This is a genomic window from Rhodanobacter sp. FW106-PBR-R2A-1-15, assembly GCF_058789735.1.
Genome location: NZ_JBYTEM010000025.1, coordinates 55029 through 66733 on the forward strand (window position 1 = coordinate 55029; position 11705 = coordinate 66733).

9 protein-coding genes are annotated in these 11705 nt (G+C 69.1%); 5 read left to right on the forward strand and 4 right to left on the reverse strand.

What is annotated here, in order from left to right; genetic code table 11:
• Positions 1-75 precede the first annotated feature (75 nt).
• On the forward strand, positions 76-786 hold the full coding sequence (locus tag AC3WTD_RS13265; RefSeq protein WP_027491382.1) for a glutathione S-transferase: 711 nt from the start codon (positions 76-78) through the stop codon (positions 784-786).
• Between the two features lie 16 nt (positions 787-802).
• Here AC3WTD_RS13265 and AC3WTD_RS13270 read toward each other — a convergent pair whose 3' ends face one another.
• On the reverse strand, positions 803-1327 hold the full coding sequence (locus AC3WTD_RS13270; protein ID WP_037088822.1) for a DUF2782 domain-containing protein: 525 nt from the start codon (positions 1325-1327) through the stop codon (positions 803-805).
• Between the two features lie 119 nt (positions 1328-1446).
• On the opposite strand from AC3WTD_RS13270, the gene polA reads away from it, so the two are divergent.
• The 3 genes from polA (at position 1447) to AC3WTD_RS13285 (ending at position 7318) form a co-directional block, all read left to right on the forward strand.
• Positions 1447-4224, forward strand: a complete 2778-nt coding sequence (gene polA / locus AC3WTD_RS13275; RefSeq protein ID WP_492614047.1) for a DNA polymerase I — start codon at positions 1447-1449, stop codon at positions 4222-4224.
• Positions 4225-4707: 483 nt separating this feature from the next.
• Positions 4708-4926 (forward strand): hypothetical protein, encoded by a 219-nt coding sequence (locus AC3WTD_RS13280; protein WP_027491379.1) that lies wholly within the window; start codon positions 4708-4710, stop codon positions 4924-4926.
• Between the two features lie 76 nt (positions 4927-5002).
• Positions 5003-7318, forward strand: a complete 2316-nt coding sequence (locus AC3WTD_RS13285; RefSeq protein WP_235642461.1) for a 3'-5' exonuclease — start codon at positions 5003-5005, stop codon at positions 7316-7318.
• A 3-nt stretch (positions 7319-7321) separates the two neighbouring features.
• Here the strand turns inward: AC3WTD_RS13285 and AC3WTD_RS13290 are convergent, their stop codons facing one another.
• Positions 7322-8341 carry an alpha/beta fold hydrolase gene (locus AC3WTD_RS13290; RefSeq protein ID WP_492614048.1) on the reverse strand — a complete coding sequence of 340 codons (1020 nt, stop codon included), beginning with the start codon at positions 8339-8341 and terminating at the stop codon, positions 7322-7324.
• A 299-nt stretch (positions 8342-8640) separates the two neighbouring features.
• On the opposite strand from AC3WTD_RS13290, the gene AC3WTD_RS13295 reads away from it, so the two are divergent.
• Positions 8641-9129: a hypothetical protein gene (locus AC3WTD_RS13295; RefSeq protein WP_492614049.1), complete on the forward strand. Its 489-nt coding sequence runs from the start codon at positions 8641-8643 to the stop codon at positions 9127-9129.
• 39 nt (positions 9130-9168) lie between these two features.
• On the opposite strand, the gene AC3WTD_RS13300 is transcribed toward AC3WTD_RS13295, so the two are convergent.
• A complete protein-coding gene (locus tag AC3WTD_RS13300) occupies positions 9169-10425 on the reverse strand; it encodes a heme biosynthesis HemY N-terminal domain-containing protein (RefSeq protein WP_492614050.1) in 1257 nt (418 codons plus the stop codon).
• Positions 10422-11567: a uroporphyrinogen-III C-methyltransferase gene (locus AC3WTD_RS13305; protein WP_492614051.1), complete on the reverse strand. Its 1146-nt coding sequence runs from the start codon at positions 11565-11567 to the stop codon at positions 10422-10424. The genes AC3WTD_RS13300 and AC3WTD_RS13305 overlap by 4 nt, the downstream gene beginning before the upstream one ends.
• Positions 11568-11705 lie beyond the last annotated feature (138 nt).

The window sequence follows — 11705 nt, forward strand, 5'->3', positions numbered from 1 at the left end:
GCGCACAGGGCGCGCTCCTACACGTCCCGTAGAAGTCGCGCGTGCCAGCATCGGATCCAGTCCGGGGACATGGCCATGCGTTACGAACTGTATTACTGGACCGGCATCCAGGGCCGCGGCGAGTTCGTGCGGCTGGCGCTGGAAGACGCCGGCGCCAGCTACGTCGACGTGGCCCGCGAGCAGGGCGACGACGCCATCGTGCGCTACCTCGACGGCGTGCACGAGGGTGCGCTGCCGTTCGCGCCGCCGTTCCTCAAGGCTGGCCGCCTGCTGATCGCGCAAACCGCGAACATCCTGCAATACCTCGGCCCGCCGCTCGGCTTGGTGCCGGAAAGCGAGGGTCGGCGGCTGTACGCCCACCAGCTGCAGCTGACCATCGCCGACCTGGTCGCCGAGGTGCACGACTCGCACCACCCGATCGCCAGCAGCTTGTACTACGAGGACCAGCGCGTGGAGGCGCTCCGCCGCGCGGCCGACCTGCGCGCAACGCGGCTGCCGAAATACCTCGATTACTTCGAGCAGGTGCTGGAACGCGGCGGCGGCCAGCATGCCCTGCACGGACACTCCTACGTCGACCTTTCGTTGTTCCAGCTGATCAGCGGGCTGGAGTATGCGTACCCGCGCACCATGCAGCAGCTCGGGCACCGGCTGCCGTTGTTGCTAGCGCTGAAGCAGCGGGTGGCCGAGCGGTCGCGCGTCGCGGCCTATCTGGCCTCACCGCGGCGGCTGCCGTTCAACGAGAACGGCATCTTTCGCCACTATCCGGAACTGGACGAGCCGGCGTAGACCCGCGGTGCACCTCTCAGTGGCCGCTGTCGGCCGGCGGCGCCTCGCTGGCATTCTCGGCTGGCGGCCGGCTCTTGCCCCACTCCAGCACCTTGTACATCACCGGCCCCACCGGCTTCATGCCGTGCTCGTCGACCAGCCGGCCCTGCGGATCAACCATGTAGGTCTGCTGGATGCCGTTCTTCGGGGTGACCACCACCATGTAGACGCGGCCGTTGCGGCTGTATTCCTGGATGCTGTTGTCGCCTTCCTGGCGGATCCGCACTTCCGGCGGCGCCTGCTCGCGGCCGCTCTGCGCGCTGCCTTCGTCGCGCATTGCGGGCAGCGCCTGCGGCTTCAGATCCAGCGACTGGCCGGACGCGGACGGCGCGACGTGGGTCGAGCGATGCCTGACCGCCGGCTTGGCCGGGGGTTCCACCGCCTTCACGCCCGGGTCGTTGATCCCCGGGGGTGGCGGCACGCTCGCCGATGGGGCCGACTGCGCCAGTACGCTCGACGTGAACAGGACGCTGGCGGCAACCAGCAAGGCAGCGGTTTTCATGACGGCAACCTCGTTTGGGGACAGCAGCATAACAGTCCGTCGGCGGCCGCTCGTGAAGCGCGACGTTTCGCCGTGCATGCGAGAATGGGCGGGGTATGCTGACTCACGCGAAGCACACCATGCCCAAACTCATCCTGATCGACGGCTCGTCCTACCTGTACCGCGCGTTCCACGCGCTGCCGCCGCTCTCCAATGCGCGCGGCGAGCCCACCGGCGCGCTGTTCGGCGTGGTCAACATGCTGCGTGCCACCTTGAAGGCGAACCCCGACTACCTGGCCTTCGTCAGCGATGCGCCCGGCCCCACCTTCCGCGACGCGCTGTACGACCGCTACAAGGCGAACCGCCCGCCGATGCCGGAGGAGCTGCGCTCCCAGGTCGAGCCGATGCTGGCGACCGTGGGCGCGCTGGGCTTCCCGATCCTGCGCGTGGACGGCGTGGAGGGCGATGACGTGATCGGCACGCTGGCGCTGCAGGCGCAGGCGCTCGGCATCGAGGTGGAGGTTTCCACCAGCGACAAGGACATGGCGCAGCTGGTCGGCCCGCGCGTCACCCTGGTCAACACCATGACCGGCACCACGACGGATCGCGCCGGCGTGCTGGCCAAGTTCGGCGTGCAGCCGGAGCAGATCATCGACTTCCTCGCCCTCACCGGCGACGCCATCGACAACATCCCCGGCGTGCCCAAGTGCGGCCCGAAGACCGCCGCCAAGTGGCTGGCCGAATACGCCACGCTGGACGGCGTGATCGCCAATGCCGACCGCATCGGCGGCAAGATCGGCGAGAGCCTGCGCGCCACGCTGCCGCAGCTGCCGCTGTCGCGCCAGCTGGCGACGATCAAGACCGACGTGGCGCTGGAGTTCGGCCCCACCGACCTGACCCGGCGCGAGGCCGACACCACGCTGCTGCGCGAGCTGTACACGCGCTACGAATTCAAGGCGGCGCTGAAGGAGCTGGATGCCGACACGGACGCTTCTCTCCCCTCTCCCCTTGGGAGAGGGGCCGGGGGTGAGGGTGCGACCGGAGCGCACGGCTCGACCGAACCCTCATCCCAACCCCTCTCCCGAGGGGAGAGGGGCTTCGAATTCTCGGCGAAAGGCGACTACGAACTCGTCACCACCCAGGCACAGCTCGACGCTTGGCTGGAAAAACTCCGCAACGCCGAACTGATCGCGTTCGACACCGAAACCACCAGCATCGACGCGATGCGCGCGGACATCGTCGGCCTCAGCCTCGCGGTGGAGCCGGGCAAGGCCTGCTACATCCCGCTCGACCACGACTATCCCGGCGTGCCGAAGCAGCTCGATCGCGACAGCGTGCTCGCCGCCTTGAAGCCCATCTTCGAGGATCCGGCGCGGCCCAAACTGGGCCAGCACGCGAAGTACGACATCAACATCCTGTCGCACTACGGCATCGCCGTGCAGGGGCTCAAGCACGACTCGATGCTGGAGTCCTACGTGTGGAACACCACCGCCACGCGCCACGACATGGACTCGCTGGCGAAGAAGTACCTCGGCTACGACACGGTGAAGTACGAGCAGGTCGCCGGCAAGGGCGCCAGGCAGATTTCCTTTTCGCAGGTGGACCTGGACACCGCCTGCCGCTACGCCGCCGAGGACGCCGACGTCACCCTGCGCCTGCACCATGCGCTGTGGCCGAAGCTGGAGAGCGTGCCGTCGCTGCGCCGCGTGTACGAGGAGATCGAGATCCCGCTGGTGCCGGTGCTGGCCGAGATGGAGCGCCGCGGCGTGCTGATCGACGGCGACGAGCTGCGCCGGCAGAGCCAGCAGCTGGGCAAGCGCATGCTGGAACTGCAGCAGCAGTCGTACGCGCTGGCCGGGCGCGAGTTCAACCTCGATTCGCCGAAGCAGCTGCAGGCCGTGCTGTTCGACGAACTGCACCTCGAAGCGAAACTGAAGACGCCGACCGGCCAGCCGTCCACCAACGAAGAGGCGCTTGAGGCGATCGCCGACACCCACGAACTGCCGCGGCTGATCCTTGACTATCGCGGTCTGGCCAAGCTGCGCAGCACGTACACGGACAAGCTGTCCAGCATCGTCAACCCGCGCACCGGGCGCGTGCACACCAGCTACCACCAGGGCTCGGTGGCGACCGGGCGGATTTCCTCGTCCGATCCGAACCTGCAGAACATCCCGGTACGCACCGAGGAAGGCCGACGCATCCGCCAGGCCTTCATCGCGCCGCCGGGCTGGCGGGTGATGGCGGCGGACTACTCGCAGATCGAGCTGCGCATCATGGCGCACCTGTCCGGCGACGAGGGCCTGCTCAAGGCGTTCCGCGAGGGCGGCGACGTGCACCGCGCCACCGCCGCCGAGGTGTTCGGGCTGAAGCCCGAGGAGGTCAGCGCCAACCAGCGCCGCGCCGCCAAGGCGATCAACTTCGGCTTGATGTACGGCATGAGCGCGTTCGGCCTGGCGCGCCAGCTCGGCGTGGACCGTGGCGAAGCCAGCGACTACATGGCGCGTTATTTTTCCCGCTACCCCGGCGTGCGCGCGTTCATGGACGCCACCCGCGAACAGGCCCATCGCGACGGCTACGTGGAGACGATCTTCGGCCGCCGCCTGTACCTGGAGAACCTCACCTCGCGCAACGCCGGCCTGCGCCAGGGCGCCGAGCGCGCCGCGGTGAACGCGCCGATGCAGGGCAGCGCGGCGGACATCATCAAACGCGCGATGATCGGCGTGGCGGCGTGGCTGGCCGATCGCGACGACGCCCACATGCTGATGCAGGTGCACGACGAGCTGGTGTTCGAGGTACAGGCGGAGGCCGTCGACGCCGTCCGCGCCGCGGTGAACGAACGGATGTCCGGCGCGGCGCAACTGGCGGTGCCGCTACTGGTCGACGTCGGCGTGGGTGCGAACTGGGACGAAGCGCATTGACGCCGCCGATCGCGGTTTCACATGCGCAACAAGGACTTGACGGTTAACGTTTCATGAGGATGAACCGCCTTTAAATTTCTTCGGAAACCCTGCAACTTTTTCGGCAAACCGCGCACTAACTCCACGGATGCACGCAACGGCATCCACGGCGAGCCCACCTCCCTGGGCAGCCACAGACGCAAACCTCTCCCCTAGGTCTTTGCGCCTGCCTCGCCCCGGAGGCTCCCCCTAGCCTCCGGGGCTTTTTTTGCGCGGTATTTGTGCGTTCGTCCATGAACGCCAAGTTCAAGAAGCGGCCATCCATGACCGCACTCTGCGATGTGCGCTCATCCCTGAGTGCAGAACAAGATCAAAAGGCGGCCATCCAGGCCTCACTCTTCGGAATGAGCCGTTCCATCCCAGCGTTTTGTCCAGGCCCTGTGCACTTCATCTGTGCGAGCCGCCCCGGCATACTCGAAGCTCGTTCCCCCGCCGGAAGAACCCATGCGCTTCGCACTGATCGTCGTCGGTCTGGTCCTGCTGGTCGCGGGCTTGTGGGTGGTGTTCGGCCACGCCAGCTACCAGACCACCGACACGCTGCTGCAGATCGGCTCGGCGAAGGTCACCGCCACCCACGACAAGGGCGTGCCGCAATGGATCGGCATCGCCAGCATCGTGGTCGGCGCGCTGCTGGCGCTGGGCGGCTTCCTGCAGAAGCGCTGAGCCAGGCCCCGTTTCGCCGTGAGGAAAAACGCCGCCTGCGCGGCGGTTTTTGTCGGTGCCCACTACAATGGGTGCGATGGATGTCTCGTACCTGATCGACCCGCTCAACGCCGCCCAGCGCGAAGCCGTGTGCGCCCCGCCCGGCCATTACCTGGTGCTGGCCGGCGCCGGCTCCGGCAAGACCCGCGTGCTGACCCACCGCATCGGCTGGTTGACCCAGGCCGAGCGGGTGCCGCCGTGGGCGATCCTCGCCGTCACCTTCACCAACAAGGCCGCCGGCGAGATGCGCGCGCGGCTGGAAGCGCTGATTCCGGGCGGCACCCAGGGCCTCACCGTGGGCACCTTCCACGGCATCGCGCACCGGCTGCTGCGCCGGCACTGGCGCGAGGCGGGCTTGCCCGAAGCGTTCCAGATCCTCGACGCCGACGACCAGCTGCGGCTGGTCAAGCGCGTCATCGCCGGGCTGGGCCTGGACGATGCGAAGTTCCCACCGCGCCAGGCCTGCTGGCAGATCAACAACTGGAAGGACGAGGGCAAGCGGCCCGATGCGATCGAGCACCGCGAGCATCCGGTCACGCAGACCTTCGTGCGCATCTACCAGGCCTACGAGGACGCCTGCCGCCGCGCCGGCCTGGTCGACTTCGCCGAACTGCTGCTGCGCGCGCACGAGCTGTGGCTGAAGAACCCGGCCGTGCTTGCGCACTACCAGCAGCGCTGGCGCTATCTGCTGGTCGACGAGTTCCAGGACACCAACACGCTGCAGTACGCGTGGATCCGCGTGCTGGCGGGAAACACCGGCCAGGTGTTCGTGGTCGGCGACGACGACCAGGCGATCTACGGCTGGCGCGGCGCCAAGGTGGAGAACGTGCAGCAGTTCCTGCGCGACTTCCCCGGCGCACGCACGATCAAGCTGGAACAGAACTACCGCTCCACCTCGACCATCCTGAAGGCCGCCAACAGCGTGATCCAGCGCAACGGCAGCCGCCTCGGCAAGCAGCTGTGGACCGCGGGCGAGGATGGCCAGCGCATCGCGCTGTATGCGGCCTACAACGAACAGGACGAGGCGCGCTTCGTGGTCGAGCGCATCCGCGAATATATCGACGAGCAGGGTTCAGCGAAGGACTGCGCGATCCTGTACCGCTCGAACGCGCAGTCGCGCAACTTCGAGGAGCAGCTGGCCCAGCGCAACATCGGCTACCGCGTCTACGGCGGGCAGCGCTTCTTCGAGCGCGCCGAGGTCAAGGATGCGCTGGCCTATCTTCGCCTCACCGCCAACCGCCACGACGACGCCGCGTTCGAGCGCGCGGTGAACACCCCACCGCGCGGCATCGGCGAGCGCACGCTGGACGCGCTGCGCCGCCGCGCCCGCGCGGAGGACACCTCGCTGTGGGAAGCCGCGCTGGCCGAGCTGGCCGGCGGCAACGAACTGGCCGGCCGCGCGAAGAATGCGGTGAAAGGGTTCCTGGCCTTGATCGACCAGATGGCACACGCCTTCAGGCCCCTCTCCCTCCGGCGACCCTCAGGGAGTCCCCTTGCGGGTGAGAGGGGTTGGGGTGAGGGTACGGGATCGCCGGAAGGCTCCGCTCCGCCCGTACCCTCACCCCCAGCCCCTCTCCCGGAGGGAGAGGGGAGCCAAGGCCTCACCCTGGCCGAACAGATCGACCACGCGATCACCCACACCGGCCTGCGCGACTTCTACGAGAAGGATTCACGCGGCAACGCCGAGTCGCGGGTGGAGAACCTGGACGAGCTGGTCAACGTGGCCAGCCGCTTCGAGCGTACCGCCGAAGACATCGACGCCGGCCTGAGCGAACTCTCCGCGTTCCTCTCGCACGCCACTCTGGAGGCGGGTGAGAACCAGGGCGAAGCCTGGGACGACTGCGTGCAGCTGATGACGCTGCACTCGGCCAAGGGTCTGGAGTTTCCGCTGGTGTTCCTGGTCGGCATGGAGGAGGGCCTGTTCCCCAGCCAGCGCTCCACCGAGGACGAGGGCCGGCTGGAGGAGGAACGCCGGCTCGCCTACGTCGGCATCACCCGCGCCCGCGAGAGGCTGGTAGTCACCCACGCCGAATCGCGTCGCATGCACGGCACCGAGATGCTGGCGCGGCCGTCGCGCTTCCTCGGCGAAATGCCCGCCGAACTGATCGACGAGGTGCGCCCGCGCGTGCACGTCACCCGCCCGCTGTACGCCGGCCGCCCGCACGAGATCGCGCCGTCGCTGGAGGAAGCGCTGCCGGTGAAACTCGGCCAGCGCGTCAGCCATCCCAGCTTCGGCGAGGGCGTGGTGATCAGCGCCGAAGGCAGCGGCGCGCACACCCGCCTGCAGGTGAACTTCGAAGGCGCCGGCAGCAAGTGGCTGGTGGCGGCCTACGCCAACCTCACGCCGCTGTAGCCGTCAACCGTGCTTCGCCGCGAGTTGCTTCAGCACGCGCGTGACCGCATCGGCCACGGCTTGCGGCTGGTCCATCTCGATGTCGTGCGAGGTATCGGCCACCTTGCGCAGTTCGCCGCGGGTCGAACTCGCCACGATGCGCTGCTGGGTTGCGTCACGCGCCGCCTCCAGCGACTTGCGCATGCCCGCCGGCGCGTCGGCATAGGTGCCCGCGGCCTGCAGCACCACCAGTGGGGTATCGCCGTGCGATTCGTCCGCCGGCACCGGCGGCGCGAACACCGACACGTTCTGCGCCAGCTCCGAACGCAAGGTATGCCAGAACGCCGGCTGCAGCTTGCGCGCGTGCTTGGCTGCCGCCACGGCCGGGCTTTCCCATGGCGCCGGCCCGCCGATGCACTGCGCCAGCGCCGGCGACGGTGCAGCCAACTGGCCATGTTCGGCGCCCTGCTCGCAGCTGGCGATGAACGCATCGCGCTGCCGGTTCAGTGCCGCATCGTCCTTCATCCACTGCGCCGGCAGGAAACGGCCCAGGTCCTGGGCAGGCGGATCGACCAGCACCATGCCGGCGACGTCGCCGGCATGCTCGCTGGCGTAGCGGCGCACGATGTTGCTGCCCAGCGAATGCCCCACCAGCACCAGCGGCACATGCAGGTCGGCCGCGCGAATCAGCGCATGCAGGTCGGCCACGTCGGCATCGAGCCCGCGCGGCAGCGGGCCCGCGTCGCTGAAACCGTAGCCCGCGCGGTCGTAGGAACACACGCGCGCCTGCGCCGCCAGCAGCGGCTGCACGCGGAACCAGCTCTGCGAGTCGGCGTGCGAGCCGGACTCCAGCAGCACCGTCACCGCCCCGCTGCCGCTGCAGCGCAGGTTGAGGCTGCGCCCGTGGCCGATGGCGACGCGTTGGTCCGGCTTCGCGTAACTATCCGGCGTCGTCGCGGGCGCTGGCGATCCAGCCATGGCGGAAGTGGCGATCAGCAGGCCGATGCAAGCCATACCCAGAAGTCCGACGTGTCCGTGTTCCATGCGTTGCTCCGGTCAGGGTCTGGCATGGGACCGGCATGGCGGATGGAAGTTCGCGGTCCGGAACACTTGCCCGCGGCCGCAACGACTCGTGCCAACCGGCTTGATTCGTGCCAACCGCGGATTTAGCTTGACCCAGCACCGTCCAGGGAAATTCCGATAACCTGCTCCCGCCACCCGGGTCGGACGACGGAACGATGATGAGACCTATACATCGCACCCTGATCGTGCTGGCCTGTACCGCCGCCGCGGTGTGTGCTGCCGAACCGGCAAAGGACGTTGCCAGGGTCGAAACCGGCTTCGTGGCCGCCACCGACGGCATAGCCTGGCTTTACACCACCGATGGCCATCTTGCCGCGACGGCCACGATCCAGCTGCAATATCCCACCGCTGGCGGTGCCGTGCAGTGCTGCCTGCACCCGCAAGGCGACGCACTGGAGGCGCCAGGCGCATCGACCGAGCCGGTCACCGACGCGCTGTTCGGCAATCCGGTATTCCGCTATCGGCTGAAACGGGCGCCGGCCGCGTTGAAAGGCGACCCGTTCATCGGGGCTGCGGTGATCGGCGCGGCAACGGTGAGTGCCGACCCGGCATCTGCCGGAACGATTCTTCACATCGGAACGGCATCGGCAGGCAACACGCCTCGCGTACAAACCTGCCTGGGCAGTGAGGGCAGCAACCTGTTCCTGATCGCCGATGGCAAGCTGAAGTCGCAGCTTTACTACGCCTTCGGCTACGACGTCGCCGCAACCTGTGATCCGAAGCTGTTCGACCTGCCAGCGGCCCGGTAGGCATCCGATGGCCCAGCCCTGCCATGTCGCCGCCAGGATCTACTCGCGCAACCGCGGCACCCCATGCATGTCGCGCTCCTCGATCGCAATCGGCTGCGTATCGGGCTGACCGGGGTTGGCGGTTTGCGCCAGCGGAACAACCGCATCGCCACGGGCGAACGCCAGTGCGTTGCGATAGCAGCGTTGCGCCTGCTCCGTATCGCCCTGGCCTGCGAACGCGTCGCCCAGGGCTTCCCAGGCGGCACTGCCTGGCGCCAGCGCCAGCGAGCGCTGCAGGTATTGCCGCGCCTTGCCCCATAGCTTCAGCCGCACGCACATGCGGCCGAGCGTGAGCAGCAGGTTGGCGTCGTTCGGGTGCGCGTCGAGCCAGCCTTCGGCGCGGCGCAGGCGCGCCTCGACGTCGTCGCCGGCCAGGCTGCCGTAGGTTTCGATCAACAGCGGCGACCACTCGCGGCGCAGCGCGGATTCCACTTCGTCCATCGCCGGCAGGGTCAGCCCGAACGCGGCGGCGCGGCGGGCGTAGGCGTCGATCACCGCGGGCACCCGGCGCTGGGTTTTCGGCAGCTGCGTCCACAACGCGTTGAGGTCGGCGCCGTCCACCGCGGCCTGCAGGGTGGCGACCAGCACCTGCGCTTCCAGTGCGGCATAGGCGCGGTGGCCGAGCGCGCCGCTCTTCTGTAGCGGCGCCAGCGCTTCGCGCGCGCGCCGCAGGTCGCCGCTGGCCAGCGCCGCGTGCGCCAGTTCGCGCCAGCCGCCCGGCGTCAGCGTGCCCTTGTCCGCTTCAGGCGCAAGCAACGCCAGCGCCTCGGCCGGCTTGCCTTCGCGGCGCAGCAGGCGGGCGCGCAGCACGCGGGCCGCCTGCGGTGCGGACTGCGCCGCCTGGTCCAGCGCTTCCAGCGCGCGGCCGTGTTCGCCGCGGCGCAGGGCGGCCTCGGCGGCGGCGAGCAGGGCCGGGCCGCGCAGGCTGTCCAGCCGCGAAGCGCGGTTGAGGTCGCGCTCGGCGTCGCCATGGCGGCCTTCCATCAACGCGATCAGGCCGGCGCCGAGGCGCTGCTGGCTGAGCCGTCGTTGGCGCCGCGAGAACGCGCCGAACGGCCAGCGCAGCAGCAGCCACAACACGCTGACCAGCGCCCACGCCAACAGCAGCATGCCCACCGCTGCCACCACCGTGGTCTCCACCCGCCAGCCGCGCAGGCGCAGCAGCACGTAGCCAGGATCCTCCGCCACCCAGTGCCAGCCGAAGGCGGCCAGCGCGGCGGCGAGCACCAGCAGGCCGATCGCGTACCAGGGTCTCATGGCCGGGCCCCGCCCGCCGCCGCGGAACTGCTGCGCGCGGGGCTGAGCGCATGCACCGCGCGCAGATTGCGCAGTTCGCTCAATGCGGCGCCCAACTGCACTGGCGCGTTTGCCGGCAACTGGCCGGCGAGCCGCTTCAAGGTCTCGCGGGCCTGCTGCACCGCCGGCGCCCTGGCGTCGAACTGGCTGGCCAGCGCGCCATCCACCCGCTGCAGTGCGACCGCATAGCCCTTGCTGTCGTATGCCAGCAAGGCGGCCTGCGCCTGGGCCAGGTCGAGCGCGGCCAGTTCGCGCGCGAAGCGCGCATCGGCGACCGCCAGCGGCGCGCCATCGTCGCGTTGCACGCTGACTACGCTGGCGAGCGCGCGGCGGATGCGCGACCAGGTATCGGTGGCCTCGGTCGGGGTGCTGTCGAGCGGCTTCAGCGGCAGCGTGGCGAGTGCGTCGCGCAAGGCCACCAGCTGCTGCAGCGCGCTGGCCTGGCTGGCCGGCTGGCTCTTCACCAGCGCCTCGCGCTCGGCGTTGACGCTCTGGCGCAGGCCGCCGAAGGCACCGTCGTTGACCGCGGCCAGGGTCTGGTCGGCCAGCGCATACGCGGCGGCCGCGCCCTGCGCGTCATGGAACAGCGTGTAACGTTCGCCGGCCATGCGCAGCAGCGATTCGGCCTCGTCCAGCAGCACGCCGTCGCGGCCGCTCAGGCTCTTCTCGGCCAGCTTGGCCACCGCATCCTCGAGATGGCGCGTGCGCTCGGCCTGACCGAGCAGCTCCTCGCGCAGCGAACGGTTGACCCGGGCCGCGTCATCCAGCCGCTGGTTCAGGCTGCTGCGCTGGTCACCGAGGGTGGTCAGCGTGGTTTCCAGCGTGGCCACGCGCGGCTGCAGGCTGGCGATACTCTGGTTGTCAGCGGCGCTGCGCTGCTCTTGCTGCCATTGGCGCCAGCCGACGTAGCCGGAGACGCCCACCGCGAGCAGCGCCAGCAGCACCGCGAGTGCCAGGCTGCCGCCACGGCGCGGACGCGGGGCGGATCGCGCCGGGCGCGAGGCGCGCATGGGTGGATCGATCGGCGCGGCGCCGGTCGCAGCGGAATCGGGACGGGCGCCCTCGGGCGCGATGGACTCGTTCGGCTGGTCTACGTTGCTCATGCGCGCATGCTAGCAGCCCATACGGACGCGTTCGTAGCACCGGCGTGAAAGGCTCAGAGGTTGTCGACAAAACAAAAATAGGCTGCGAACATGCCGTAAACAGGCACTTTGGGCGGGTTTGAATGAGCAAGACCGAGG

Excerpts from the sequence above, each read along its gene's own strand:
- AC3WTD_RS13265 (WP_027491382.1), top strand. The coding sequence starts at position 76 with ATGCGTTACGAACTGTATTACTGGACCGGCATCCAGGGCCGCGGCGAG.
- AC3WTD_RS13270 (WP_037088822.1), bottom strand. The coding sequence starts at position 1,327 with ATGAAAACCGCTGCCTTGCTGGTTGCCGCCAGCGTCCTGTTCACGTCG.
- polA (WP_492614047.1), top strand. The coding sequence starts at position 1,447 with ATGCCCAAACTCATCCTGATCGACGGCTCGTCCTACCTGTACCGCGCG.
- AC3WTD_RS13280 (WP_027491379.1), top strand. The coding sequence starts at position 4,708 with ATGCGCTTCGCACTGATCGTCGTCGGTCTGGTCCTGCTGGTCGCGGGC.
- AC3WTD_RS13285 (WP_235642461.1), top strand. The coding sequence starts at position 5,003 with ATGGATGTCTCGTACCTGATCGACCCGCTCAACGCCGCCCAGCGCGAA.
- AC3WTD_RS13290 (WP_492614048.1), bottom strand. The coding sequence starts at position 8,341 with ATGGAACACGGACACGTCGGACTTCTGGGTATGGCTTGCATCGGCCTG.
- AC3WTD_RS13300 (WP_492614050.1), bottom strand. The coding sequence starts at position 10,425 with ATGAGACCCTGGTACGCGATCGGCCTGCTGGTGCTCGCCGCCGCGCTG.
- AC3WTD_RS13305 (WP_492614051.1), bottom strand. The coding sequence starts at position 11,567 with ATGAGCAACGTAGACCAGCCGAACGAGTCCATCGCGCCCGAGGGCGCC.